This window comes from Streptomyces sp. AK010, assembly GCF_014207295.1.
Lineage (GTDB): Bacteria > Actinomycetota > Actinomycetes > Streptomycetales > Streptomycetaceae > Streptomyces > Streptomyces massasporeus.
In genome coordinates, this window is the sequence record NZ_JACHCX010000011.1 from 98,112 (window position 1) to 122,704 (window position 24,593).

General features: G+C 72.1%; 24 protein-coding genes. 11 read left to right on the forward strand and 13 right to left on the reverse strand.

Annotated features, from left to right (window positions below):
• Positions 1–166: 166 nt before the first annotated feature.
• Complete coding sequence (locus tag HDC93_RS21745) at positions 167–991, forward strand: SigE family RNA polymerase sigma factor (protein WP_185012535.1); 825 nt, start codon at positions 167–169, stop codon at positions 989–991.
• Positions 992–1,226: 235 nt separating this feature from the next.
• On the opposite strand, the gene HDC93_RS21750 is transcribed toward HDC93_RS21745, so the two are convergent.
• Complete coding sequence (locus HDC93_RS21750; RefSeq protein ID WP_185012536.1) at positions 1,227–1,931, reverse strand: uridine kinase; 705 nt, start codon at positions 1,929–1,931, stop codon at positions 1,227–1,229.
• Positions 1,932–1,987: 56 nt separating this feature from the next.
• Here HDC93_RS21750 and HDC93_RS21755 point away from each other — a divergent pair, with 56 nt between their 5' ends.
• Entirely contained in the window at positions 1,988–2,395 is a 408-nt protein-coding gene (locus HDC93_RS21755) for a hypothetical protein (protein WP_185012537.1), read from the forward strand.
• Between the two features lie 67 nt (positions 2,396–2,462).
• Here HDC93_RS21755 and HDC93_RS21760 read toward each other — a convergent pair whose 3' ends face one another.
• The 3 genes from HDC93_RS21760 to deoC are packed head-to-tail and all read right to left on the reverse strand — an operon-like array spanning position 2,463 to position 5,759.
• Positions 2,463–3,362: an aldehyde dehydrogenase family protein gene (locus HDC93_RS21760; RefSeq protein ID WP_185012538.1), complete on the reverse strand. Its 900-nt coding sequence runs from the start codon at positions 3,360–3,362 to the stop codon at positions 2,463–2,465.
• A complete protein-coding gene (locus HDC93_RS21765) occupies positions 3,355–4,791 on the reverse strand; it encodes an aldehyde dehydrogenase family protein (protein WP_185012539.1) in 1,437 nt (478 codons plus the stop codon). The genes HDC93_RS21760 and HDC93_RS21765 overlap by 8 nt, the downstream gene beginning before the upstream one ends.
• Before the next feature lie 5 nt (positions 4,792–4,796).
• Positions 4,797–5,759: a deoxyribose-phosphate aldolase gene (gene deoC, locus HDC93_RS21770; protein ID WP_185012540.1), complete on the reverse strand. Its 963-nt coding sequence runs from the start codon at positions 5,757–5,759 to the stop codon at positions 4,797–4,799.
• 309 nt (positions 5,760–6,068) lie between these two features.
• Between deoC and HDC93_RS21775 the strand changes: the two genes are divergently transcribed.
• Both HDC93_RS21775 and HDC93_RS21780 read left to right on the forward strand, forming a co-directional pair.
• Entirely contained in the window at positions 6,069–6,773 is a 705-nt protein-coding gene (locus tag HDC93_RS21775) for a PH domain-containing protein (protein WP_185012541.1), read from the forward strand.
• 258 nt (positions 6,774–7,031) lie between these two features.
• The gene (locus HDC93_RS21780) at positions 7,032–7,391 is read left to right on the forward strand and encodes a DUF6204 family protein (RefSeq protein WP_185012542.1); all 360 of its coding nucleotides are present in this window, start codon (positions 7,032–7,034) and stop codon (positions 7,389–7,391) included.
• Between the two features lie 82 nt (positions 7,392–7,473).
• Here HDC93_RS21780 and HDC93_RS21785 read toward each other — a convergent pair whose 3' ends face one another.
• From HDC93_RS21785 to HDC93_RS21795, 3 genes are all read right to left on the reverse strand, one after another.
• Positions 7,474–9,198, reverse strand: coding sequence for a phospho-sugar mutase (locus HDC93_RS21785; RefSeq protein WP_185012543.1), 1,725 nt, complete (start codon positions 9,196–9,198; stop codon positions 7,474–7,476).
• Between the two features lie 386 nt (positions 9,199–9,584).
• Positions 9,585–10,409, reverse strand: a complete 825-nt coding sequence (locus HDC93_RS21790; RefSeq protein WP_185012544.1) for a purine-nucleoside phosphorylase — start codon at positions 10,407–10,409, stop codon at positions 9,585–9,587.
• Between the two features lie 107 nt (positions 10,410–10,516).
• A complete protein-coding gene (locus tag HDC93_RS21795; protein WP_031132788.1) occupies positions 10,517–10,954 on the reverse strand; it encodes a gamma-glutamylcyclotransferase in 438 nt (145 codons plus the stop codon).
• A 97-nt stretch (positions 10,955–11,051) separates the two neighbouring features.
• On the opposite strand from HDC93_RS21795, the gene HDC93_RS21800 reads away from it, so the two are divergent.
• Together HDC93_RS21800 and HDC93_RS21805 are read left to right on the forward strand one after the other, a co-directional pair.
• Entirely contained in the window at positions 11,052–12,500 is a 1,449-nt protein-coding gene (locus tag HDC93_RS21800) for an NAD(P)H-quinone dehydrogenase (RefSeq protein ID WP_185012545.1), read from the forward strand.
• 165 nt (positions 12,501–12,665) lie between these two features.
• Positions 12,666–13,652 (forward strand): DeoR/GlpR family DNA-binding transcription regulator, encoded by a 987-nt coding sequence (locus HDC93_RS21805; protein WP_185012546.1) that lies wholly within the window; start codon positions 12,666–12,668, stop codon positions 13,650–13,652.
• A gap of 203 nt (positions 13,653–13,855) precedes the next feature.
• Here HDC93_RS21805 and HDC93_RS21810 read toward each other — a convergent pair whose 3' ends face one another.
• Positions 13,856–15,628, reverse strand: a complete 1,773-nt coding sequence (locus tag HDC93_RS21810) for a biotin carboxylase N-terminal domain-containing protein (RefSeq protein ID WP_185012547.1) — start codon at positions 15,626–15,628, stop codon at positions 13,856–13,858.
• Positions 15,629–15,965: 337 nt separating this feature from the next.
• Between HDC93_RS21810 and HDC93_RS21815 the strand changes: the two genes are divergently transcribed.
• A complete protein-coding gene (locus HDC93_RS21815; RefSeq protein WP_185012548.1) occupies positions 15,966–16,442 on the forward strand; it encodes a hypothetical protein in 477 nt (158 codons plus the stop codon).
• Here HDC93_RS21815 and HDC93_RS21820 read toward each other — a convergent pair.
• From HDC93_RS21820 to HDC93_RS21830, 4 genes are all read right to left on the reverse strand, one after another.
• On the reverse strand, positions 16,411–17,031 hold the full coding sequence (locus HDC93_RS21820; protein WP_185012549.1) for a nucleoside triphosphate pyrophosphatase: 621 nt from the start codon (positions 17,029–17,031) through the stop codon (positions 16,411–16,413). The genes HDC93_RS21815 and HDC93_RS21820 overlap by 32 nt on opposite strands.
• Before the next feature lie 33 nt (positions 17,032–17,064).
• On the reverse strand, positions 17,065–17,193 hold the full coding sequence (mmpB, locus tag HDC93_RS38610; RefSeq protein WP_086025112.1) for a morphogenic membrane protein MmpB: 129 nt from the start codon (positions 17,191–17,193) through the stop codon (positions 17,065–17,067).
• A 75-nt stretch (positions 17,194–17,268) separates the two neighbouring features.
• Positions 17,269–17,478 carry an acyl-CoA carboxylase epsilon subunit gene (locus tag HDC93_RS21825; RefSeq protein WP_185012550.1) on the reverse strand — a complete coding sequence of 70 codons (210 nt, stop codon included), beginning with the start codon at positions 17,476–17,478 and terminating at the stop codon, positions 17,269–17,271.
• Positions 17,479–17,503: 25 nt separating this feature from the next.
• Positions 17,504–19,108 (reverse strand): acyl-CoA carboxylase subunit beta, encoded by a 1,605-nt coding sequence (locus tag HDC93_RS21830; protein ID WP_185012551.1) that lies wholly within the window; start codon positions 19,106–19,108, stop codon positions 17,504–17,506.
• A gap of 302 nt (positions 19,109–19,410) precedes the next feature.
• Here HDC93_RS21830 and HDC93_RS21835 point away from each other — a divergent pair, with 302 nt between their 5' ends.
• Both HDC93_RS21835 and HDC93_RS21840 read left to right on the forward strand, forming a co-directional pair.
• Positions 19,411–20,304, forward strand: coding sequence for a biotin--[acetyl-CoA-carboxylase] ligase (locus tag HDC93_RS21835; protein ID WP_185012552.1), 894 nt, complete (start codon positions 19,411–19,413; stop codon positions 20,302–20,304).
• A gap of 190 nt (positions 20,305–20,494) precedes the next feature.
• A complete protein-coding gene (locus tag HDC93_RS21840; protein ID WP_142160202.1) occupies positions 20,495–21,601 on the forward strand; it encodes an adenylate/guanylate cyclase domain-containing protein in 1,107 nt (368 codons plus the stop codon).
• 19 nt (positions 21,602–21,620) lie between these two features.
• On the opposite strand, the gene HDC93_RS21845 is transcribed toward HDC93_RS21840, so the two are convergent.
• Positions 21,621–22,295, reverse strand: coding sequence for a hypothetical protein (locus HDC93_RS21845; RefSeq protein ID WP_260419705.1), 675 nt, complete (start codon positions 22,293–22,295; stop codon positions 21,621–21,623).
• Positions 22,296–22,528: 233 nt separating this feature from the next.
• Between HDC93_RS21845 and HDC93_RS21850 the strand changes: the two genes are divergently transcribed.
• Complete coding sequence (locus HDC93_RS21850; RefSeq protein ID WP_185012553.1) at positions 22,529–23,329, forward strand: enoyl-CoA hydratase/isomerase family protein; 801 nt, start codon at positions 22,529–22,531, stop codon at positions 23,327–23,329.
• Positions 23,330–23,417: 88 nt separating this feature from the next.
• Entirely contained in the window at positions 23,418–24,569 is a 1,152-nt protein-coding gene (locus HDC93_RS21855) for a GGDEF domain-containing protein (protein WP_185012554.1), read from the forward strand.
• Positions 24,570–24,593: the final 24 nt, after the last annotated feature.

Consider the following 24,593-nt stretch of genomic DNA (forward strand, 5'->3'; position numbering starts at 1 on the left):
CGCGTGTGCAGGAGCTGTGGCGGATCTGTGGCCGACCCCTGTGACAGGTCTGTGACAGTCGGCGGACACGGCCATGAAAGTGCCGCGGCAAGCTTTTCGGCACAGGCAGGAAAGCCCGCCCCAACCGGCGGGCCGCACAACGGAAGTCCACGACGGGGGGCGCGAGATGAACACGCTGCACGGCATCAGCACCAGCGCAGTTGTCACGCGTCTGCACGACGTGCACAGGGGTTCCGAGAAGTCCGGTGCCGATGGGGGCCCCTCCCTCGCGAGCGTAGCCGAGCGTGGGGGAGGGCGGGGGTGCGCTCGCGGCACCGGGCGTCAGCACACCGCGTTCATGACGGTGGTCGACGCACCCACGGGGGAGATCAACAAGGGGTCCGCGGCGGCAGCCGCCACGGGCTCCGTCGGGGGAGCAGCGTACGGGGAGGGCTCGGGGGAGCGCCGTTCGCTGACGGAGGCCGTAGATGCCGAAGCGGCGTTTACCGCCTACGTCCAGGAGCGCCGCGCCTCCCTGTACGCGACCGCCTACCACCTCACCGGTGACCGCTTCGAGGCCGAGGACCTGCTGCAGAGTGCGCTGTTCTCGACCTACCGGGCCTGGGACCGGATCAGTGACAAGGCGGCGGTCGGCGGATACCTCCGCCGCACCATGACCAACCTGCACATCAGCGCCTGGCGGCGCCGCAAGCTCAACGAGTACCCGACCGAGGAGCTGCCGGAGACGGCCGGTGACACGGACGCGATGCGCTGCACCGAGCTGCGCGCGGTCCTGTGGCAGGCGCTGGCCCGGCTGCCCGAACTCCAGCGGACCATGCTGGTCCTGCGCTACTACGAGGGCCGCACGGACCCGGAGATCGCGGAGATCCTCGACATCAGTGTCGGCACGGTGAAGTCCAGCATCTGGCGGTCGCTCCGCCGGCTGCGCGAGGACGAGGTCCTCAGCTTCGGCCGTGACGAGGAGGACGCCTTCGGCGAGCTTGTCGCCTGAAGGTTCGGGGGGGAGCACCACAAAGGGGGCCCACGGGGGAACTGCGGGGACGCTGGGGGCGTCTTGGCAGGAGAGTGGGGGACCTGCAGAGACGCTGGGGGGTGTCTTTGCAGGACAGCGGGGGACTCGGGGGAGGACCACGGGGGAGTACAGGAGCGGGGCTGGAGGGCCGGGGGGTCCGTCCAGTCCCGCTTTCCCTTGTGCCCTGACCGCGGCCTGACCGTTCCCTGACCGGTCAGGCCGCCGTACGGAGGCCCGCGCACCGGCCGGCCGCCGCTGCCGCCAGGCGGCCCATCGCCTCGTCGCGGTCGCAGGCGTACGCGCCCAGCGCCGTCTGGCGGGCGACGATCGTGCGCTCCTGCCGCATCAGGCGCCAGCCGCGGCGCAGCAGGAACGGCACCGGCTTGCGGCCCTCCTTCAGATCCCGCAGGAACCGGCGGCGGAAGGTCTTCACCGGGCCGCGGCTCAGGCACAGCGCGTCGGCGAGGACGCCGAGTTCGCGGCAGCGCGTGACGATCTCCGCGGCGAAGATGCCCTCCGCGATGAACAGCGGGGTCCGCCCGATGTCGACCGTCTCCACGCCGGTGCGGGCGCTGAGCGAGAGGTCGTAGAGGGGAACGTCCGTACGGCCCGTGCGGCACAGCCGGGTGATCGCGGCGACGGCGGTGTCCGCGTCCCACGAGTCGGGGTGGTCCCAGTCGATGTCGGAGCTCTCCGCCACGAGCGGCAGTGTCGGGTCGGCGGCCTCCTTGTAGAAGTCGTCGAGCCGGAGCACCGGGAGACCGGAACGGGCCGCGAGGAGGGACTTGCCGGAGCCGGAAGGGCCGCAGAGCAGCACGACTCGCGTCGGTATGGGCAGAGGAGAACTCACGGGACACCAGTGTGAGGCATCCACCGGGGGCCGTACGACCCCGCGGGTCGCCTTTGATGCGCGCGTCACACCTCAACTACCCTCAGTGCGGGCACGGTGACCCAGTGCATCAGAAGGTGGCAGTCATGGCCCGACACGACTCTCCCAAGAAGCCGGCCGCCCGGCGTGCCCTGGCCGTCCTCGCGACCGCGGGCGTGGCACTGGGGGCGGGCACCGCGTCGGCCGCGGCGGACACCGAATCGCTCCTGGGCGTGGTGAACTCCCGCCCCACGTCCCTCGGCAAGATCGACCCGCGGTCCGGTCTCCAGGCCGCGACCGGCACCCTCGGCTACGCCACCGGCCCGGTCGCCGGTCTCAAGCCCGACCCGCTCGCCGGCACAGGGGTCGACCCGCTCGGCAACGGCGTCGGCACCGGCCTCGCCGACTTCAAGCCGATGACGTCCCAGGCGCTGACGGGTCCGGTGGCGCAGGCGCGGTCGATGGGGAGCATCCCGGTGGTGGGGCAGGCGGTCGGGCTGCTGTCGCAGCAGTAGGCGGGAGCGCGGAGAAGCCCCGGTCCTCCCGGACGGAGGAGGGCCGGGGCTTCGGCTGTGGGGGTCCTTAGTACGAGGAACCCGACGCGCCCAGTGACCCCGTGGGGTGCCAGACCGTTTTGGTCTCCAGGAACGCCGTGAGGCGGTCGGTTCCGGGAGTCTCCGCGTAATCCACAGGCTGTGGACGGAGAACGCGCTTGAGGTTGTCCGCCGCCGCGATCTCCAGCTCCTTCGCGAGGGCCTCGTCGGCCCCCGCGAGGTCGATCGCGTTGACGTCCTGGTGGGAGGCCAGGGGGGTGGCGATCTCGGCCGTACGGCCCGAGAGGACGTTGACGACGCCGCCGGGGACGTCCGAGGTCGCCAGGACCTCGGCCAGGGACAGGGCGGGGAGCGGGGCATTCTCGCTCGCCACCACGATCGCCGTGTTGCCGGTCGCGATCACCGGGGCGAGCACCGACACCAGGCCCAGGAACGACGACTCCTGCGGCGCCAGGACGGCGACCACACCGGTCGGTTCGGGAGAGGACAGGTTGAAGAACGGGCCCGCGACCGGGTTGCCGCCGCCGACCACCTGGGCGATCTTGTCGGTCCAGCCCGCGTACCAGACCCAGCGGTCGATCGTCGCGTCCACGACGGCGGCCGCCTTGGACTTCGACAGGCCCTCCGCGTCCGCCACCTCACGGGTGAACTGATCCCGGCGGCCCTCCAGCATCTCGGCGACGCGGTAGAGGACCTGGCCGCGGTTGTACGCCGTCGCCCCGGACCAGCCGCCGAACGCCTTGCGCGCCGCGACGACCGCGTCACGGGCGTCCTTGCGGGACGACAGGGGCGCGTTCGCCAGCCACTTGCCCTTCGAGTCGCTCACCTCGTACACCCGGCCGCTCTCGGAACGCGGGAACTTCCCGCCGACGTACAGCTTGTAGGTCTTGAAGACAGACAGACGCTGCTGCTCGGACTTCTCAGACATCGAGGTACGCCTCCAGGCCGTGGCGGCCGCCCTCGCGGCCGAAGCCCGACTCCTTGTAACCGCCGAACGGCGACGTCGGGTCGAACTTGTTGAACGTGTTGGACCAGACGACACCCGCGCGGAGCTTGTTCGCGACCGCCAGGATGCGCGAGCCCTTCTCCGTCCAGATGCCGGCGGACAGGCCGTACGGCGTGTTGTTGGCCTTGGCGACCGCCTCGTCCGGAGTGCGGAAGGTCAGCACCGACAGCACCGGGCCGAAGATCTCGTCGCGGGCGATCCGGTGCGCCTGGGTGACGTTCGTGAACAGCGTCGGGGCGAACCAGTAGCCGCTCTCCGGCAGCTCGCACGCCGGCGACCAGCGCTCGGCGCCCTCCGCCTCGCCCTGCTCGACGAGCGAGGTGATGCGGGTGAGCTGCTCCTCGGAGTTGATCGCGCCGATGTCCGTGTTCTTGTCCAGCGGGTCGCCGAGGCGCAGCGTGGACAGGCGGCGCTTCAGGGACTCCAGGAGCTCCTCCTGGATCGACTCCTGCACCAGCAGGCGGCTGCCGGCGCAGCAGACCTGGCCCTGGTTGAAGAAGATGCCGTTGACGATGCCCTCGACGGCCTGGTCGATCGGAGCGTCGTCGAAGACGATGTTCGCGCCCTTGCCGCCCAGTTCCAGCGTGACCTTCTTTCGGGTCCCGGCGACCGTGCGGGCGATCTCCTTGCCGACGGCCGTGGAGCCGGTGAAGGCGACCTTGTTCACGCCGGGGTGGGCGATCAGCGCGGCGCCGGCGTCGCCGTAGCCCGGGAGGATGTTGACGACGCCCTTGGGCAGGCCCGCCTGGCGGCAGATGTCCGCGAAGAACAGCGCCGACAGGGGGGTGGTCTCGGCCGGCTTCAGGACGACCGTGTTGCCGGTCGCGAGGGCCGGGGCGATCTTCCACGCCAGCATCAGCAGGGGGAAGTTCCAGGGGATGACCTGGCCCGCCACGCCCAGCGGCCGCGGGTTCGCCCCGTAGCCGGCGTGGTCGAGCTTGTCGGCCCAGCCCGCGTAGTAGAAGAAGTGCGCGGCGACCAGGGGCAGGTCGGCGTCGCGCGTCTCCTTGATCGGCTTGCCGTTGTCGAGGGTCTCGAGGACGGCGAGCTCGCGGGAGCGCTCCTGGATGATGCGGGCGATGCGGAAGAGGTACTTCGCGCGCTCCGCGCCCGGGAGCGCCGACCACTTCTCGAAGGCCCGGCGCGCGGCCTTCACCGCGCGGTCGACGTCCTCGGAACCGGCCTGGGCGATCTCGGAGAGGACCTCCTCGGTGGACGGGGAGACGGTCTTGAAGACCTTGCCGTCCGCCGCCTCGACGAACTCGCCGTCGATGAACAGGCCGTACGAGGGCGCGATGTCGGCGATCGCGCGCGACTCGGGGGCCGGGGCGTATTCGAATACCGATGCCATGGTGATCAGTCCACCGTCACGTAGTCGGGGCCGGAGTAGCGGCCGGTGGCCAGCTTCTGGCGCTGCATCAGCAGGTCGTTCAGCAGCGACGAGGCGCCGAAGCGGAACCAGTGGTTGTCCAGCCAGTCCTCGCCCGCGGTCTCGTTGACCAGCACGAGGAACCTGATGGCGTCCTTGGAGGTGCGGATGCCGCCGGCGGGCTTCACGCCGACCTGGATGCCGGTCTGGGCACGGAAGTCGCGGACGGCCTCCAGCATCAGGAGGGTGTTCGCGGGGGTGGCGTTCACCGCGACCTTGCCGGTGGAGGTCTTGATGAAGTCCGCGCCCGCCAGCATCCCGAGCCAGCTCGCGCGGCGGATGTTGTCGTACGTCGAGAGCTCGCCCGTCTCGAAGATGACCTTCAGGCGCGCGGAGGTCCCGCAGGCTTCCTTCACGGCCGTGATCTCGTCGTACACCTTCACGTATCGACCCGAGAGGAACGCCCCGCGGTCGATGACCATGTCGATCTCGTCCGCGCCGGCGGCGACGGCGTCGCGCACGTCGGCCAGCTTGACGTCGAGCGCGGCGCGGCCGGCCGGGAACGCCGTGGCCACCGAGGCGACCTTCACGCCGGAGCCGGCGACGGCCTCCTTGGCCACGGCCACCATGTCGGGGTAGACGCAGACCGCCGCCGTGGACGGCGTCGTACGGTCCGTCGGGTCGGGCTTGACCGCCTTCGCGCCGAGCGCCCGGACCTTGCCCGGGGTGTCCGCGCCTTCCAGCGTCGTCAGGTCGACCATCGAGATCGCGAGGTCGATGGCGTACGCCTTCGCGGTCGTCTTGATCGAACGGGTGCCGAGGGAGGCCGCACGGCCCTCGAGTCCGACCGCGTCGACGCCGGGGAGCCCGTGGAGGAAGCGGCGCAGCGCGCTGTCGGACGAGGCGACGTCCTTGAGGGGGTGAGCTGCGGTGAGTGCAGAACTGGGCATGGTCACCAGACGAGCATATCTACGCGCGTAGCGGCTGTACAGCCCCCTGTTCTCTTCGACGGGGTCCCTTGTGGTCCAAGGGGTCCCTGGTGGCCGGGGTGGTCTTCGGGGGAGGGCGAAGGGCTGCGGTGGCCTATGCGGGAGGGGCGAAGGGCTGGGGTGGCTTTTGGGGGAGGAGGCGAAAGGCCGGGGTGGCCTTTGGGGAGGGGGGAAGGCCGGGGTGGCCTTTGGGGAGGGGGCGGAAGGCCGGGGTGGCCATTGGGGAGGGGGTGGAAGCCCGGGGCGGGGCGGGTCCGGCAGAATCAAGACATGACGAGCCCCGAACCGCAGTCCCCGGCGCCGCAGCCTCCGGAGCCCGAGTCCAAGGACCGGGTCTACCGGTCGGTCCCGGCCATCGCCGGTGGCGTGCTGCTGCTCGCCATCACCGGGTGGCTCGGCATCGACGCGATCGTCTCGGGGGAAGGGCGCACGCCGTGGCTCGCCCTCGCCGTGCTGCTCCTCGTCGTGCCGCTCGTCATCGCCTTCACGCTTCGGCCCGCCGTGTACGCCGGCGACGACCGGCTGCGGATCCGCAACCCCTTCCGCCTCGTCGTCGTGCCCTGGGGGCAGGTCGCCTCGCTGCGCTCCTCCTACTCGAACGAGGTCCTCACCGAGTCCGGCGCGAAGTACCAGCTGTGGGCCGTGCCCGTCTCGCTGCGCGCCCGCAAGAAGGCCGCGCGGCGCGAGATGCGGGCGACCGCGCAGGCCCGGCGGGAGATGGGACGGGACGAGGGCCGTGGCAGCGCGCTCGGGATGCGGGCGGGTCTGGACGCGGGCCTCGGCGGGGACTCCGTCTCCGACGGGCCCGCGCGGGCCGAGACCGACCGGATCATGGACGAGCTGCGCGGGCTGCACGAGGCGCGGCACCAGGCGGAGTCGGCGCGGGGCGAGGTCACCGTGCGGTGGGCCTACGAGGTGCTGGCGCCGGCGCTGGCGGGGGCGGTGCTGGTGCTGGTGCTTGTGGTGATGGGCTGACGGTTCGGCGGTCGGCGGTGCTCGTCCTGGTGGTGATGGGCTGACGGTTCGGCGGTGGGCCGTGCTCGTCCTGGTGGTGATGGGCTGACGGTTCGGGGCAGGCCTCGGCCATGCTGATTCTGGTGGTGACGGGCTGACGGTCCGGCGACCGGCCGTGCCGGTGTGCGGTGGGGGTGGGGGCCGGCGCCTTTCCGGCGCCGTGCCGCCCTCCGGGAAAGCGGTGGAGTACGTGCGCTCCTCACCCCTAGGGTTCGGCGCATGAGTACCCGTACCTTCCGTGTCACCGTCCGGGGCGTGTTCGACGGCCTGAGCGCCGAGCAGCGCGCCGGGCTGCTGGAGCGGGCCCGCGAGCACGACGTGCTGCGCGCCGCGTTCACGCCCGAGGGGAGCCTGACGTACGACGTGGCCGTGCGGCCCGCCTTCACGTTCCGCTTCCTCGACTCCGGGGAGGCCGAGGAGGACATCCTGGAGGCGGCCGAGCGGGCCGAGGAGTCGGCGCGGGCGTGGCTGGAGCAGCGCGGGTACGGCTACAAGAACCTCCGGTCCACCGCCGAGGACCTCTCCCAGGCGCCTCTCGGCAAGCGGCAGCGGCGGGAGGCCGCCCGGAAGGGTTTCTGAGTCCTCGGCGAGGGATCGGCCGGGGGGATCGCGGGGAGGGGAACGGCGGTGGTGCGGGCCTCGGCCCTCAGATGCCCGCCGCTCAGATGCCCGCCGCCGTCGACAGGTCGCGCTTGATCGACTCCAGCAGTGCCGTCGCCTTCGCGCGGGCCGCCGGGAGGTCCTTGTGGGACCCGACCGGGATCACGACCTCCAGGTAGCACTTCAGCTTCGGCTCCGTGCCGCTCGGGCGGACGATCACTCGGGCGCCGTCGAGGGTGTAGCGCAGACCGTCCGTGGGCGGGAGTCCGGCCGTGCCCTTGGTGAGATCGTCCGTGCGGGTGATCGGCAGGCCGGCCAGCTTTGTCGGGGGCTGTTCGCGCAGGCGCCGCATCGCGGCGGCGATGAGGGAGAGGTCCTCGACGCGCACCGAGAGCTGGTCCGTGGCGTGCAGGCCGTGCTCCACCGCCAGGTCGTCCAGCAGGTCGAGGAGGGTGCGGCCCTCCTCCTTGAGCTGGGACGCCAGTTCCGTGATCAGCAGCGCGGCCGTGATGCCGTCCTTGTCGCGTACGCCGTCGGGGTCCACACAGTAGCCGAGGGCCTCCTCGTAGCCGTAGCGCAGGCCCTCGGCGCGGGCGATCCACTTGAAGCCGGTGAGGGTCTCGACGTGCGGGAGGCCCGCCTTCTCGGCGATGCGGCCGAGGAGGGACGACGAGACGATCGACTCCGCGAAGGTGCCTCTCACTCCGCGGCGGACCAGGTGGGCGGCGAGCAGGGCGCCCACCTCGTCGCCGCGCAGCATGCGCCAGTCGGTGCCGTGGGTGCGGTGGGTGCCGTTGTCGGTGCCGTCGGTGCCGTGGGTGCCGTGGGTGCCGTCGGTTCCGTCCTGTACGGCGACGGCGCAGCGGTCCGCGTCCGGGTCGTTGGCGATGATCAGGTCCGGGGCGGCTTCGCCGGAGAGCGCGCGTGCCGTCGCGAAGGCCAGGTCCATCGCGCCGGGCTCCTCCGGGTTGGGGAACGCGACGGTCGGGAACTCCGGGTCGGGGTCGGCCTGCTCCGCGACGAGGACCGGTGCCGGGAAGCCGGCGCGGGCGAAGGCGGCCAGGAGGACGTCCTTGCCGACGCCGTGCATCGCCGTGTACACCGTGCGGGCCGTGCGGGGGGAGCCCTCGGACAGGACGGCGTCCGTGCGGGCGAGGTAGGCGTCCAGGACGCTGTCGTCGAGGATGTCCCAGCCTTCGGTGGGGCGCGCGACGGTGGTGAGGGACGGGACGGCGGCGATCTCCGCCGCGATGTCGATGTCCGCCGGGGGGACGATCTGGGAGCCGTCGCCGAGGTAGACCTTGTAGCCGTTGTCGCGGGGCGGGTTGTGGCTGGCCGTGACCTCCACGCCGGCGACCGCGCCGAGGTGCCTTATCGCGAAGGCGAGCACGGGGGTCGGGAGAGGGCGGGGGAGGACGGCCGCGCGCAGGCCGGCGCCGGTCATGACGGCGGCGGTGTCCTGGGCGAAGTCGTGGGACTTGTGCCGGGCGTCGTAGCCGATGACGACGAGGCCGGCTTCCCCTTCCCTCGCGGGGGGACCCTGCTTCTTGAGGTACGCCGCGAGGCCGGCGGCGGCGCGGATGACGACCGAGCGGTTCATGCGCATGGGGCCGGCGCCGAGTTCGCCGCGGAGGCCGGCGGTGCCGAACTGGAGGGTGCCGCTGAAACGGGCGGCGAGTTCGGTCTCGTCCTTGGCGTCGATGAGGCGGGCGAGCTCGGTGCGGGTGTCCGGGTCGGGGTCCTCGGCGAGCCACGCCTGGGCCTGTGCGATGAGTTCTTCGTGCACGGTGTGGGGTCAGCCTCTCCGGTGTGGTGGCGTGCGGTGCGGTGTGATGTGCCTGCGGCGTGGTGGGGTGCGCGTCTTCGCCTGCCGCCGGGGGTGGGTCGGGGACGCGCCGGGGGGGTGTCCGTCCTCGGAACGGCGCGATGGGGTTGCGCACCGACTGACCCTGCGTTGACGCGCCAACCGCTGCGGGCGGACACCCCCCGACACGTCCCCTTCCCGCCGTACGCGGGTGCGGGTAGCGTCCTCGCTCGCCGCCCGTGGGTGGCCGGCGGTCCTGTCCCTGTGCCGCTGTGGGTGGCCGGGAATGCAACCCCCTGGGGGCGCGGGGAACTGCGCGACCAGCCACTACGCGCCCGCAGACCGCCGGACCGCCTTCCGAAGCCTTCTCAGAGGCGGCCGAGGACCTGCTCGAGCAGGGAACCCATGCGGGTCGCGGAGTCGCGGCCGGCCTGGAGGACCTCCTCGTGGTTCAGGGGCTCGCCCGTCATGCCCGCGGCGAGGTTGGTGACGAGGGAGATGCCCAGGACCTCGGCGCCCGCCTCGCGTGCGGCGATCGCCTCGAGGACCGTCGACATGCCCACCAGGTCCGCACCGATGACCCGGGCCATACGGATCTCCGCCGGAGTCTCGTAGTGCGGGCCGGGGAACTGGGCGTAGACGCCTTCCTCCAGCGTCGCGTCGACCTCCTTGCACAGGGCCCGCAGGCGCGGGGAGTACAGGTCGGTGAGGTCGACGAAGTTCGCCCCGATGATGGGGGAGGTGGCGGTGAGGTTGATGTGGTCGCTGATGAGGACCGGCTGGCCGGGGCGCATGCCCTCGCGCAGGCCGCCGCAGCCGTTGGTGAGGACGACCGTCTTGCAGCCGGCCGAGACCGCGGTGCGGACGCCGTGGGCGACCGCTGCCACCCCGCGGCCCTCGTAGTAGTGCGTACGGCCCAGGAAGGCCAGGGCGCGCTTGTCGCCGATCCGGTACGAGCGGATCTTGCCGCCGTGGCCCTCCACCGCCGGGGGCGGGAAACCGGGGAGCTCGGTGACCTGGAACTCGGCCTCGGGGGCGCCCAGCGCGTCCACGGCCGGGGCCCAGCCGGAGCCCATCACGAGGGCGACGTCGTGGGTCTCGGCGCCCGTCAGTTCGCGCAGACGGGCCGCGGCGGCGTCGGCGGCCGCGTGGGGGTCGCCCTGGATGTCGTCCGGAAGAAGAGATGCGTTCACGCCGATGAGGGTAGCCGCTGTTTGCCTACGCGCGTAGATGGCAGAGCTCACGGGGTGGCGATCGTTGTCTTGTCGTTTCCGACGACGAGGTCTCGCGGCGGCTGCTGTCAGCAGGGGCGCTTGCGCAGCTCCATCACGTAGTCGTGAGGGGCGCCGGCCGACTCGGCCGCGTCGGCGATCTCGCCCAGGTAGCGGGCGGAGGGCAGGCCGCCCTCGTAGGCGTTCAGGGTGAAGGCCCAGGCGGATTCCTCGCCGTCCAGGGTGTGGACCCGTACGCGCGTACGGCGGTAGATGTCGAGGCCCACGCCCTCCCAGCGGTCGAGGGACTCCTCGTCCATCGGGGCGATGTCGTAGAGGGAGACGAAGACCTGGGAGAGGGGGTCCTCCACGATGGTCGGCAGTGCGCCCTCCCAGCCCATGTGCTCGCCGCCGAACGTCAGTCGCCATCCGTTCAGCCAGCCGGTGGCGCGCAGCGGCGAGTGCGGGGCGCGGCGGGACATCAGCCGCGCGTCGAGGTTGCCGGCGTACGCGGCGTAGAGCGACATGGGGGAAGGGTACGGCAGGCGGCCCCGGCGTCACTGTCGTAACAACAGGCGCATCGGCGGGCCCCCGGGGCGGTGGCACGCGGAGCGGTGCGGGAGAATGGAGTACGTGACTCGGATCGTGATCATCGGTGGCGGACCCGGCGGATACGAAGCGGCCCTGGTGGCCGCTCAACTCGGCGCGGAGGTGACCGTCGTCGACTGCGACGGTCTGGGCGGGGCGTCGGTGCTCACCGACTGCGTGCCGTCGAAGACCCTGATCGCCACGGCCGAGGTGATGACCACCTTCGACTCCTCGTACGAGGAACTGGGGATCATCGTCGCCGACGACACCCCGCACATCGAGCAGGCCGCCCGGGTGGTGGGGGTGGACCTGGGCAAGGTCAACCGGCGTGTGAAGCGGCTCGCGCTCGCCCAGTCGCACGACATCACCGCCGCCGTGACGCGGGCCGGGGCGCGTGTCATGCGCGGGCGCGGGCGGCTGGAGGGCATGCAGGCGCTCGACGGGTCGCGCAAGGTCGTGGTGCGCACCGCCGACGGGAGTGAAGAGACCCTGACGGCCGACGCCGTGCTCATCGCCACCGGCGGGCACCCCCGCGAGCTGCCCGACGCCCTGCCCGACGGCGAGCGGATCCTGAACTGGACGCAGGTGTACGACCTCGACGAGCTGCCCGAGGAACTCATCGTGGTCGGATCCGGTGTGACCGGTGCCGAGTTCGCCGGTGCCTACCAGGCGCTCGGGTCGCGGGTGACGCTCGTGTCGTCGCGCGACCGGGTGCTGCCGGGTGAGGACCCGGACGCGGCCGCCGTGCTGGAGGGCGTCTTCCGGCGGCGCGGCATGAACGTCATGGGGCGTTCCCGGGCGCAGTCCGCCAAGCGGGTCGGGGACCGGGTCGAGGTCACCCTCGCCGACGGGCGGGTCATCACCGGCTCGCACTGCCTCATGGCCGTCGGCGCCGTGCCCAACAGCGCGGGCATGGGTCTCGAGGACGCCGGTGTCCGGCTGCGCGAGTCCGGTCACATCTGGACCGACAAGGTCTCGCGCACGACCGCTCCGGGCGTGTACGCCGCCGGTGACGTGACCGGCGTGTTCGCCCTGGCCTCCGTGGCCGCCATGCAGGGCCGCATCGCCATGTACCACTTCCTGGGCGACGCCGTGGCCCCGCTGAACCTCAAGACGGTCTCGTCGAACGTCTTCACCGACCCGGAGATCGCCACCGTCGGCTACACCCAGGCCGACGTCGACGGCGGGAAGATCGACGCCCGGGCCGTGAAGCTGCCGCTGCTGCGCAACCCGCGCGCGAAGATGCAGGGCATCCGCGACGGCTTCGTCAAGATCTTCTGCCGGCCGGGCACGGGCATCGTGGTGGGCGGTGTCGTCGTGGCGCCGCGTGCCTCGGAACTGATCCACCCCATCTCGATCGCGGTCGACAACAATCTGACCGTCGAACAGATCGCGAACGCCTTCACCGTCTATCCCTCGTTGTCGGGCTCGATCGCCGAGGTGGCACGGCAGTTGCACACGCGCAAGGAGAGCGGCGACGGCTGAGGCCGAAATCGACTCCTCCCTGGTCACGGGGAGTGTTCGACCATTCGTACGGCATAGGCGGCGGGACTAGGCCCTATACCACTTCCCGCTGCTCGGTGCGAACATCTTCTGCTATTCAGCGCAAACTGCTGAAAGCAGACGGTCGCTGGCGTTACTGTCAGTTTCGTGTTCGCTGCAGAACGTCGCCAATTGATCCTCGAAATGGTGCGAGCGAACGGGGCCGTGTCGCTCCGTGAGCTCGCCCGCGTCGTCCAGACCTCCGAAGTGACCGTACGGCGGGACGTGCGCGCGCTGGAGGCAGAAGGACTCCTCGACCGCCGGCACGGCGGTGCGGTACTGCCGGGCGGTTTCACGCGGGAGTCCGGCTTTCCGCAGAAGTCTCATCTCGCGACCGCCGAGAAGACCGCCATCGCCGACCTCGCCGCGAACCTCGTGGAAGAGGGGGAGGCGATCGTGGTCGGGGCGGGTACGACGACCCAGGAGCTGGCCCGCCGGCTGGCCCGGGTGCCCGGTCTGACCGTCGTCACCAACTCGCTGCTGGTGGCGCAGGCCCTGGCCCACGCCAACCGGGTCGAGGTCGTGATGACCGGCGGTACGCTGCGCGGTTCGAACTACGCCCTGGTCGGGAGTGGTGCGGAGCAGTCCCTGCACGGGCTGCGGGTGTCGCGGGCGTTCCTGTCCGGGAGCGGGTTGACCGCCGAGCGCGGTCTGTCCACGTCCAACATGCTGTCGGCGTCTGTCGACCGGGCGTTGGTGCAGGCGGCCTCGGAGGTCGTGGTCCTCGCCGACCACACCAAACTCGGCACCGACACCATGTTCCAGACCGTGCCGACGGATCTCATCACGCGCCTCGTCACGGACGAGCCGCCGGCACATGACGACCGTGCCGCCACGGAACTCCAGGCGCTTGCCGACCAGGGTGTGCAGATCGCTGTCGCCGGGGGGCAGGGGGGTTCTGCCGGAGCGGGGGCGGGGGGCCCCGGGGGTGATGGGGTCCCGGCGCGCCAGCAGCGCCGGGATGTGCCGTTGCCCGGGCCTCGGCGGCAGGTGCCGGGGGCTGGTGGGCAGTTGAGGTCCGCCTCTGCCTCGATGCTGGGTGAGCAGGGGCCCGGGGCGGAGCGGGCGCGGGTGGCTGATCTGCGGCGGCGATGACGTCGGCGGTCCCTCCGGCGGGGAGTTTCGTCGCTGTCGGCGTGTCGCCCACCCCGCGTTGTCGATGGGGCCGGGTGGGTCCGCAACCCTGGCGCGGTCGCCCGGCCCCGGACCCACCACCGCGCCGTAGGCGTTCGGTCACGCAGTCGGCGCGGCCCCGTAGCCCGGGGCCGCGCCGAAAGGGTCCGTCCACCCAGGGGCGGTCAGTCCTTGATCTCGCAGATCGCCGCGCCCGACGTCACCGACGCGCCGATCTCCGCGATCAGGCCCTTGATCGTGCCCGACCGGTGCGCGTTGAGCGGCTGCTCCATCTTCATGGCCTCCAGGACGACGATCAGATCGCCCTCCTCGACCTCCTGGCCCTCTTCGACGGCCACCTTGACGATGGTGCCCTGCATCGGGGACGCGAGGGTGTCACCGGAGGCGACGGGGCCCGACTTCTTCGCCGCGCGGCGCTTCGGCTTGGCGCCCGCCGCGAGGCCCGTGCGCGCCAGGGACATGCCCAGCGACGACGGCAGGGAGACCTCGAGGCGCTTGCCGCCGACCTCGACGACGACCGTCTCGCGGCCCGGCTCCTCGTCCGCGTCCGCATCGGCCGGCGCGGCGAACGGCTTGATCTCGTTGACGAACTCCGTCTCGATCCACCGCGTGTGCACCGTGAACGGGTCCGACGAGTCCGTGAGCTCCGGCGCGAACGCCGGGTCCTTCACCACCGCACGGTGGAACGGGATCGCCGTGGCCATGCCCTCGACCTGGAACTCCTCCAGCGCACGGGCGGCCCGCTGCAGCGCCTCCTTGCGCGTGCGGCCGGTGACGATCAGCTTGGCCAGCAGGGAGTCCCACGCCGGGCCGATGACCGAGCCGGACTCCACGCCCGCGTCCAGACGGACACCCGGGCCGGACGGCGGGGCGAACGTCGTGACCGTGCCGGGAGCCGGGAGGAAGTTGCGGCCCGGGTCCTCGCCGTTGATGCGGAACTCGAAGGAGTGGCCGCGCAGCTCCGGGTCGCCGTAGCCGAGCTCCTCGCCGTCGGCGATGCGGAACATCTCGCGCACGAGGTCGATGCCGGCGACCTCCTCGGTGACCGGGTGCTCCACCTGCAGACGGGTGTTGACCTCCAGGAAGGAGATCGTGCCGTCGAGGCCCACGAGGAACTCGACCGTGCCGGCGCCGACGTAGCCGGCTTCCTTCAGGATCGCCTTGGAGGCGGAGTACAGCTCCTCCATCTGCGCGTCGGACAGGAAGGGGGCCGGGGCCTCCTCCACCAGCTTCTGGTGGCGGCGCTGCAGGGAGCAGTCACGGGTGGAGACGACGACCACGTTGCCGTGCTGGTCGGCGAGGCACTGGGTCTCCACGTGCCGCGGCTTGTCCAGGTAGCGCTCGACGAAGCACTCGCCCCGGCCGAACGCGGCGACGGCCTCACGGACCGCCGAGTCGTACAGCTCCGGCACCTCTTCGAGGGTGCGGGCGACCTTCAGACCACGACCGCCACCACCGAAGGCGGCCTTGATCGCGATCGGCAGGCCGTGTTCCTCGGCGAACGCGACGACCTCGTCGGCACCGGACACCGGGTCGGGCGTGCCGGCCACCAGGGGGGCACCCGCGCGCTGCGCGATGTGCCGGGCGGCGACCTTGTCACCGAGGTCGCGGATCGCCTGCGGCGGCGGGCCGATCCAGATCAGGCCCGCGTCCAGGACCGCCTGAGCGAACTCGGCGTTCTCGGAGAGGAAGCCGTAGCCGGGGTGGATGGCGTCCGCGCCCGACTCGCGGGCGGCGCCCAGCACCTTCTCGATGTCGAGATAGCTGGTGCCCGGCGTGTCACCGCCCAGGGCGAACGCCTCATCCGCGGCGCGGACATGCAGAGCGTCCCGGTCCGGGTCGGCGTAGACGGCCACGCTCGCGATACCGGCATCCCGGCAGGCCCGGGCCACGCGGACAGCGATTTCGCCACGGTTGGCGATGAGCACCTTGCGCACGATTGAGGCTCCCTCCTTGAAACAAGCCGAGTTTAGGGACAGCCGACACGACACTTCGACCCGTCCCCAGTGGTGAGCTTGCCCACACGGAGCGTGATGCGAGGCTCGCTCGAGCGGCGAAATCCCTTGTCGCACCGCGGTACGCAGTACTCCTGCGGGAAACCCTAGCCTTCTCCTGTGGTCAAGGTCTCTGTCATCACGTGCTGCGGGCCACTCGGTTTCTTTGTCGAGTCCCTACGAATGGCCCAATGATTCTTTGCCCGCTGCCGGACCCTTGTCCCCCGGTTTACCGGTTAGTAGCGTTCGCGGTGTCTTCAGAGGGAAGGGGGTGGGCCCGGTGATACGCAGGCCGGTGGCGTGGGTCGTGGCTGTGGTGCTGTTCGTTGAGGCGTTCGGTCTCGCGGCGCTCAACTGGTTCCTGGGGGTCGTCGTCGACCGGCAGGACATGTCCCTGGCCGGGCTGGACCCGCACATGATGTCGGTGTCGTCGAAGATCGGCGGGATCGTCTTCGGTCTCTACTTCGCCCTGTGCGGCCTGGTCGCCCTGCTGGTGGCGCTGCGGGACCGGCCCCCGGCGGGCCTCGGACGGGTGCTGCTGATCAGCGCGGCCGTCGTGCACGGGCTGCTGGGCGCGTTCACCGTGGGGCTCGTCGGCTGGACCGCGTTCCTGTTCATGGTGCTGGTCCTCGCGCTGATCGTGCTGCTGCTGATGACGTACGACCGTCCGGCCGAGCCCGCCGACGCCGCGCCCGAGGGCGGCAAGGGCGGCGACGGGCCCCCGGTCACTTCTCCGGCGGCGCCCACAACTCCGTGATGCCCACGCCCAGTTCGGCCAGGAGCCGGCGCAGGAGCGGCAGGCTGATGCCGATCACGTTGCCGTGGTCGCCGTCGATGCCGTCGATGAACGGGGCCGAGCGGCCGTCCAGGGTGAACGCCCCGGCGACGTAGAGGGGTTCGCCGGAGGCGACGTAGGCGGCGATCTCCTCGTCGGTGGGCTCGCCGAAGTGGACGACCGTCGAAGCGGTGGCGGAGACGTAGCGGCCGGTGAGCGTGTCGTAGACGCAGTGGCCGGTCTGCAGGGTGCCGGCCCGGCCGCGCATCGACTTCCAGCGGGCGGTCGCCTCCTCGGCGTCCGCGGGCTTGCCGAGGGCCCGGCCGTCCAGGTCCAGCACCGAGTCGCAGCCGATCACGAGCGCGCCCTTGACCTCCGGCCGGGCCGCCACGACGGAGGCCTTCGCCTCGGCCAGGGCGAGCGCCAGCTCGGCGGGGGTGGGGGCGGTGACGGCGTCCTCGTCGACGCCGCTCACGATCACCTCGGGGGTGAGGCCGGCCTGGCGGAGCAGTCCGAGCCGTGCGGGGGACTGGGAGGCGAGGACGAGTCGCCTGCGGCGCTGAGCAGTCATGCGGTCAGGTTAGTCACCCGGACGGGGGCCGGTTCACCTGACGCCGATCACGATCATCACGAGCACCATGGCCAGGGCCAGGAGAACGCTCAGCCGCCGCAGCATGTCCTGCATGTCACGCAGTTCTTCGGGCGGCTCGTTCTCGGGGTCGGACCACAGCATGCCTTCCATGGTCGGACGGGGGGTGGGCCGGCGCCTGAGTACGCGTACTCAACTTGCCGGGCCCACCCCCACGCATCACCCCGGCCAGTAGGTACGGCCCCACGCCGCCGGCCCCGGCTGGGGCAGGCGGTGGGCCGCGATGCGGGACGGGTCGGACCAGGAATCGCGGGACGTCGGCGCGCCGGGCGGGGCGGCTGCCGTCGCCGCGGCGCGCGCCCTGACCACCGCCAGGGCGGCGGCCAGCTCCTCCGGGGTCGGGTTGCCCCGTACGACCTTGATCGTCATGTGGGCCTCCTGGGATCGCTGCGGGCTAGAGGGGGATGTTGCCGTGCTTCTTCGGAGGCAGGGATTCCCGCTTCGTACGCAGTTGACGCAGACCCCGTACGACGTGCCGGCGGGTCTCGGAGGGCCGGATGACGGCGTCGACGTAACCGCGCTCGGCCGCGACGTAGGGGTTGAGGAGGGCGTCCTCGTACTCCCGGATCAGTTGCGCCCGGACCGCCTCCAGATCCTCGCCGCCCGCCTCGGCCTCCGTGATGGTGCGGCGGTGCAGGATGTTGACCGCGCCCTGGGCGCCCATGACGGCGATCTGGGCCGTGGGCCAGGCGAGGTTGAGGTCGGCGCCCAGGTGCTTGGAGCCCATGACGTCGTAGGCGCCGCCGAAGGCCTTGCGGGTGATGATCGTGATGAGCGGGACGGTCGCCTCGGCGTAGGCGTAGATCAGCTTGGCGCCGCGGCGGATGATGCCGTCGTGCTCCTGGCCGACGCCGGGCAGGAAGCCGGGGACGTCGACGAAGGTGATGACCGGGACGTTGAAGGCGTCGCAGGTCCGCACGAAGCGGGCGGCCTTCTCGCTGGCCTTGATGTCCAGGCACCCGGCGAGCTGCGTCGGCTGGTTGGCGACGATGCCGACCGGGTGGCCCTCGACCCGGCCGAAGCCGGTGACGATGTTCGGCGCGTACAGCGGCTGCGTCTCGAAGAACTCGGCGTCGTCCAGAACGTGTTCGATCACCGCGTGCATGTCGTACGGCTGGTTCGCGCTGTCCGGGACGATCACGTCCAGCTCGCGGTCCTCGTCGTTGACCTCGAGGTCGGCCTCCTCCGGGAAGGCCGGGGCCTCGGAGAGGTTGTTGGACGGCAGGTACGACAGAAGCTGCTTGATGTACTCGATGGCGTCCTTCTCGTCGCCCGCCATGTGGTGGGCGACTCCGGAGGTCGCGTTGTGGGTCCGGGCGCCGCCCAGCTCCTCGAAGCCCACGTCCTCGCCGGTGACGGTCTTGATGACGTCGGGGCCGGTGATGAACATGTGCGAGGTCTGGTCGACCATGACCGTGAAGTCGGTGATGGCCGGGGAGTAGACCGCGCCTCCCGCGCACGGCCCGACGACCAGGCTGATCTGCGGGATGACACCGGAGGCGTGGGTGTTGCGGCGGAAGATCTCGCCGTACGCGCCGAGCGACGCCACACCCTCCTGGATGCGGGCGCCACCGGAGTCGTTGATCCCGATGACCGGGCAGCCGGTCTTCAGGGCGAAGTCCATGACCTTGACGATCTTCTGGCCGTAGACCTCGCCGAGGGCCCCGCCGAAGACGGTGAAGTCCTGCGAGAACACGGCGACCGGCCGGCCGTCGACGGTGCCGTACCCGGTGACGACCCCGTCGCCGTACGGGCGGTTCTTGTCGAGGCCGAAGTTGGTGGAGCGGTGCCGGGCGAACTCGTCGAGCTCGACGAAGGAGCCCTCGTCGAGCAGGAGCTCGATTCGCTCACGGGCCGTCAGTTTGCCCTTGGCGTGCTGCTTCTCGACGGCACGAGCGGAGCCGGCGTGTGTCGCTTCCTCGATGCGTCGCTCCAGATCCGCGAGCTTGCCCGCGGTCGTGTGAATGTCGGGCTGCTGCTGCTCTTCCGGCTCGGACATCGGGATGTGGCTCCCTGCCTGCTCAAAAGGGGGGACGGTTACTCATCCGTAGAGTAGTGGGGTGCCTCCACATCGGCAGTGCGGTGTTTACCACACCGCCCCTGCCTTCCCAGGATCGCCGATGAGATCTAGGGAATCGGCCGCGCGGCGGCCAACGTGGCGCACACGCCCAAGATGGCGCGGCGGGACACGCCGGAGGGGCGACGTCACGAGGTGGCCGAGCGCCCGTGAACCTCAGCCCCCTGCGGGCTGGATTCCACTCTCTCTGCGGGATGGAGGATGTCAAACCTAGGGTGGCTTGCATGAAGACGCCACCAGGTGCAGATGGAACCCCGTCCAACGGGCCCCGTGAGCCGAGGCCGAGCCGATGGTCCGACCTCGGCCGCCCGCCCCTCAACGTCACCGCCCTGCGCCGGGGTCTGGTACGGCCGGGAGGGCTGTGGTCGGAGGTGGACGTGGTGCAGCGCACCGGCTCCACGAACTCCGATCTGGTGGCCCGGGCGGCGAAGGGCGAGGTTTCCGAGGGCGCGGTGCTGGTCGCCGAGGAACAGACGGCGGGCCGCGGCCGGCTCGACCGCCAGTGGACGGCGCCGCCGCGCTCCGGCCTCTTCTTCTCCGTCCTGCTCACGCCGAGCGAGGTGCCGGTGGCGCGGTGGGGCTGGCTGCCGCTGCTCACGGGTGTCGCGGTGGCGACGGGCCTGTCGCGGGCGGCGGGCGTCGACACGGCCCTGAAGTGGCCGAACGATCTGCTGGTCACGGTCGGGGGAGCGGAACGCAAGGCCGGCGGGATCCTGGCCGAGCGGGCCGGCGAGGACGGGGTCGTCATCGGGGTCGGCATCAACGTCTCCCTGAAGGACGACGAGCTGCCCGTGCCGACGGCGGGGTCGCTGGGGCTGGCCGGGGCGGTGAGCACGGACCGGGACCCGCTGCTGCGGGGGGTGCTGCGCTCACTGGAGGAGTGGTACGGCAAGTGGCGCGAGGCCGGGGGTGACCCGGGGCCGAGCGGGTTGCAGGAGGCCTATGCGGCCGGGTGCGCGACGCTCGGGCGGGTGGTGCGGGCGGAGCTGCCGGGAGATCGGGCGGTCGTCGGGGAAGCGGTGGCTGTGGACGGAGACGGGCGGCTGGTACTGGCGACGGAGGAGGGGATGCAGGAGCCGGTCGGGGCCGGGGACATCGTGCACCTGAGGCCGGCGTGATCCGAGGCCGGGCCGGACCGCGACCCGGCGGAGCGGGGTGCCGCTCTCCTTGGGACGGGTGCCGCCCTCAGCGGCACGCATGCCCGCAGCGACGGCCTCGGCTCAACCTGACGGAGTGAGCTGGCGCACACCTGCCGTAGAGTTGAGGCCGGTCGATACATGACCGTGACAGATCGGAAGGGCAACACGCGTGACCGTCGACGACTCGGGTTCCGGCGAGGACGCGCAGGGCGCCGACTCCGGCGAGGATCCGCTCGCCCTGCGCCTCGAAGGGCTCATCCTGGGCGCCGAGCGCCGCTACACCCCGTTTCAGGCGGCCCGCAGCGCCGGTGTCTCCATGGAACTGGCCTCCCGCTTCTGGCGGGCCATGGGCTTCGCCGACATCGGCCAGGCCAAGGCCCTCACGGAGGCCGACGTCCTCGCGCTGCGGCGGCTCGCCGGTCTCGTCGAGGCGGGGCTGCTGAGCGAGGCGATGGCCGTCCAGGTGGCCCGGTCCACGGGCCAGACGACCGCGCGGCTCGCCGAGTGGCAGATCGACTCCTTCCTGGAGGGGCTGACCGAGCCGCCCGAGCCGGGCATGACCCGCACCGAGGTCACGTACCCGATCGTCGAGCTGCTCCTGCCCGAGCTGGAGGAGTTCCTGGTCTACGTCTGGCGCCGCCAGCTCGCCGCTTCGGCCGGGCGGGTCGTGCAGGCGGCCGACGACGAGGAGATGGTCGACCGGCGTCTCGCCGTCGGTTTCGCCGACCTGGTCGGCTTCACGCGCCTGACCCGCCGCATGGAGGAGGAGGAGCTCGGCGAGCTCGTCGAGGCCTTCGAGACCACGGCCGCCGACCTGGTGGCGGCGAACGGCGGACGGCTGATCAAGACCCTGGGCGACGAGGTGCTCTACGCCGCCGACGACGCGGGCACGGCCGCCGAGATCGCCCTGCGGCTGATCGAGACCATGGCACACGACGAGACGATGCCGGAGCTGCGCGTCGGCATGGCGTTCGGCACGGTGACCACCCGTATGGGTGATGTGTTCGGTACGACCGTGAACCTGGCCTCCCGGCTCACCTCGATAGCTCCGAAGGACGCCGTCCTCGTCGACACCGCCTTCGCCGAGGAGCTGATCCGTACGCAGGACGCTCCGGCCTCGGAGGCGGAGGCGGCCGAGGAGGCAGCGGCAGCGGAGAAGGAGGGCGAGGAGCCCCCGGTGTACCGCTTCGGGCTGCAGCCGATGTGGCAGCGGCCGGTGCGTGGCCTGGGCGTCGTGGAGCCGTGGCTGCTCACGCGCCGGGACGGGGCGCCGTAGCCGCTCGTCGGTCGGCCAGTCAGCGGCTGCCCACCGGCGTGTCCACGCACAGGCCGATCACCGGCACGCACATGCCCGGGTCGTGCGGCTTCTTCGGCTCCTCGGGCTTGGGCGCCGGGGCCGGTGTCGTGCGGCTCGGCGGTGTGGGCGGGGCCGGGGCGGGGCGCGGGGCGTCGCCGCTCCCCGAGGCCGTCGGCGCCGGGGCCGGGGCGTTCGGCGTGTCGGGGATGGTCGTGGATGCCGGACCGGCGGCCGTGGCGATCGCCGGGGTTCCGGTGGTGGACGGGGACGGCCGCGCGCCCTTGGTGACCGGCGAGAGGGGCAGGGCGCCCAGGGCCGTGGGCGAGGAGGGGCTCGCGTCGGGGACTGCCGGGAAGGTCGCGGCGGTCGGGGTGGCGTCGTCCGTTGTGGTGGTGGCCGGGGCCGGGCGGGGTCCGGCCTCGACGGTGCCGGCGTCGGCGCCCGGGCCGGAGGCCAGACGCAGCAGGCTCAGGGCGCCCGCGGCGAGGGCGAGGCCGCCGGCGGCGAGCAGGACCTTGCGGGGGCGGGGCTTGCGGTGGCGGCCCCGGACGCGGGGAGACAAGGGCGCGGCCACGGCGGGGCCCGGCCCGTGGGGCGCGGGCGGCTCACGCCGGAAGGGTGCCGTGGCGGCCCTGGTGTCCTCTCGCGGCTTCGCCGTCGTGTTCGTCGTCATCACGGTCCTTCCCAGGAACGGTCCCTCCCCGATGCACTCGCGCCCCCTGTGCGCCGTGGGGGACGCACGCTATGCGCTCCCCTGAGCGGTTGGGCCGGAGTTGGGGTGATGTCACTCGAACGGGTGGGCGGGGGCGGTGGAGGGAACCGGACCCGTCGGCTCTTTCGCGGGTGGGGTGCGGCTGCGATGATCTGAGCGTCGACCTTGTTAACCCGCGTTAACCGGAGGGTGTCATGAGTGAGGAACGGTTCGGGGAGTTCGTGCTGGTGCGGCGGCATGAGCAGGGGCATGTCGCGGAGCTCGTCCTCGACCGGCCCAAGGCCATGAACGCCGTGTCGACGGAGATGGCGCGGTCCCTCACCGGGGCGTGTACGGCGCTGGGGGAGGACCGGGACGTCCGGGCGGTCGTCCTGACCTCGACGCATGAGCGGGCATTCTGCGTCGGAGCCGATCTGAAGGAGCGGAACTCCTTCAGCGACACTGATCTGCTGCGGCAGCGGCCGGTCACCCGGGCGGCCTACACCGGGGTGCTGGAGCTGCCGGTGCCGACGGTGGCGGCGGTGCACGGGTTCGCGCTCGGGGGCGGATTCGAGCTGGCGCTGGCCTGCGACGTGATCGTGGCGGACCGCACGGCGGTCGTGGGTCTGCCGGAGGTGTCGGTCGGGGTGATCCCCGGGGGTGGGGGCACGCAGCTGCTGCCGCGGCGGGTCGGGGCGGCCCGGGCGGCGGAGCTGATCTTCTCCGCGCGGCGGGTGGAGGCCGTGGAGGCGGGCGAGTTGGGGCTGGTCGATCAGCTGGTGGACGAGGGGCGGGACCGGGAGGAGGCGCTGGCCCTGGCGGGGCGGATCGCCGGGAACTCCCCGGTGGGACTGCGTGCGGCGAAGCGGGCGCTGCGGCTCGGGCAGGGGCTGGATCTGCGGGCCGGGCTGGAGGTCGAGGACGCGGCGTGGCGGACCACGGCGTTCTCCGGGGACCGGGCGGAGGGCGTCGCGGCCTTCAACGAGCGGCGCAAGCCGCAGTGGCCGGGGGAGTAGGGGGGCGGAGCGGATCCCGGTGACAACAGTCGTCCCCGTTCGCGTCGTAAACAGGTCAGTCTGGCTGGAAACTCCCTAGCCTGGAGTGATGGGTGAGGACAGACGGCTGGCGGCCGTCGTCGCGTTGGCTCAGGGGATGGCGGCCGCGCACGGGTCGCGTGAGGCGTGGCGGGCCGCGGCCGCCGGGGCGTGCCGGGCGCTGGGTGGGAGTTTCGCCGCGCTGTCGGTCTGGGAGCGGGAGCTCGGGCGGCTGAGGGTCCTCGTGAACGTCGGTGAGCTGGCCGAGGGTGAGGAGGAGTTCCCCGAGGACGAGGCCTACCCGGTGCACCAGTTCGCGGAGATCACCGAGTTCCTGCACGAACAGTGGGCCGGAGGCGGGGAGCCCGACGCGTGGGTGGAGACCGCCGAGGGGCCCGCCGCCGGCCGGGAGCCCGGGTACTGCCATCAGCGGGTCGCCGCCCTGCGCCGCCGGGGCCGCGGCTGCTGCGTCGTCGCGCCCATCGTGCTGCACGGGCGGGCCTGGGGCGAGCTGTATGTCGCCCGCCCGGCCGGAGAGGCCGTCTTCGGGCGGGGCGACGCCGACTTCGCCACGGTCCTGGCCTCCGTCGTGGCCGCCGGCATCGCCCAGACCGAGCGGCTGGAGGAGGCCAGGCGGCTCGCCTTCACCGACTCCCTCACCGGGCTGGCCAACCGCCGCGCCGTGGATGTGCGCCTGGAGCGGGCGGTCGAGCGGCACCGCCGGGACGGCACCGTGGTGAGTCTCGTCGTCTGCGATCTGAACGGGCTCAAGCGGGTCAACGACACCCATGGGCACGCCGCCGGGGACCGGCTCCTGGAGCGGTTCGGGTCGGTGCTGTCGCTGTGCGGGGCCATGCTGCCGGGGGCGCTGGCCGCGCGGCTGGGCGGGGACGAGTTCTGTCTGCTCGCGGTCGGGCCGCCCGCCGACCAGGTCGTGAAGGCGGCGGGCGAACTGTGCCGCAGGGCCGCCGAGTTGGAGCTCGGGGACGGGGTGGCCTGCGGGGTCGCGTCCACCGAGGACCCGATCGGGCCGGTGCCCTCCGCCCGGCGGCTGTTCCGGCTCGCCGACGCCGCACAGTACCGGGCCAAGGCCGAGCGGGCGGACCGGCCGGTGGTGGCGGGCCGGGCCGGGCCCGACGATCCCGTCCTACGGCTCGCGGACGAGCCGTCCCGGGAGGAGGGCGGAGAGCGCCGGCGGTTCCGGGGCCGGCCTGCGCCCTGACCCCGGGCCCTGTGGTGTGACCGG

Bases quoted from the DNA above. Each gene is read 5' to 3' on its own strand.
- HDC93_RS21775 (WP_185012541.1), top strand. From the start codon at position 6,069: ATGACGAGCCCCGAACCGCAGTCCCCGGCGCCGCAGCCTCCGGAGCCC.
- HDC93_RS21795 (WP_031132788.1), bottom strand. From the start codon at position 10,954: ATGTCGCTCTACGCCGCGTACGCCGGCAACCTCGACGCGCGGCTGATG.
- HDC93_RS21765 (WP_185012539.1), bottom strand. From the start codon at position 4,791: ATGGCATCGGTATTCGAATACGCCCCGGCCCCCGAGTCGCGCGCGATC.
- HDC93_RS21845 (WP_260419705.1), bottom strand. From the start codon at position 22,295: ATGACGACGAACACGACGGCGAAGCCGCGAGAGGACACCAGGGCCGCC.
- HDC93_RS21745 (WP_185012535.1), top strand. From the start codon at position 167: ATGAACACGCTGCACGGCATCAGCACCAGCGCAGTTGTCACGCGTCTG.
- deoC (WP_185012540.1), bottom strand. From the start codon at position 5,759: ATGCCCAGTTCTGCACTCACCGCAGCTCACCCCCTCAAGGACGTCGCC.
- HDC93_RS21780 (WP_185012542.1), top strand. From the start codon at position 7,032: ATGAGTACCCGTACCTTCCGTGTCACCGTCCGGGGCGTGTTCGACGGC.
- HDC93_RS21755 (WP_185012537.1), top strand. From the start codon at position 1,988: ATGGCCCGACACGACTCTCCCAAGAAGCCGGCCGCCCGGCGTGCCCTG.
- HDC93_RS21850 (WP_185012553.1), top strand. From the start codon at position 22,529: ATGAGTGAGGAACGGTTCGGGGAGTTCGTGCTGGTGCGGCGGCATGAG.
- HDC93_RS21800 (WP_185012545.1), top strand. From the start codon at position 11,052: ATGGAGTACGTGACTCGGATCGTGATCATCGGTGGCGGACCCGGCGGA.
- HDC93_RS21760 (WP_185012538.1), bottom strand. From the start codon at position 3,362: ATGTCTGAGAAGTCCGAGCAGCAGCGTCTGTCTGTCTTCAAGACCTAC.
- mmpB (WP_086025112.1), bottom strand. From the start codon at position 17,193: ATGCTGTGGTCCGACCCCGAGAACGAGCCGCCCGAAGAACTGCGTGAC.
- HDC93_RS21825 (WP_185012550.1), bottom strand. From the start codon at position 17,478: ATGACGATCAAGGTCGTACGGGGCAACCCGACCCCGGAGGAGCTGGCC.
- HDC93_RS21835 (WP_185012552.1), top strand. From the start codon at position 19,411: ATGAAGACGCCACCAGGTGCAGATGGAACCCCGTCCAACGGGCCCCGT.
- HDC93_RS21820 (WP_185012549.1), bottom strand. From the start codon at position 17,031: ATGACTGCTCAGCGCCGCAGGCGACTCGTCCTCGCCTCCCAGTCCCCC.
- HDC93_RS21855 (WP_185012554.1), top strand. From the start codon at position 23,418: ATGGGTGAGGACAGACGGCTGGCGGCCGTCGTCGCGTTGGCTCAGGGG.
- HDC93_RS21830 (WP_185012551.1), bottom strand. From the start codon at position 19,108: ATGTCCGAGCCGGAAGAGCAGCAGCAGCCCGACATTCACACGACCGCG.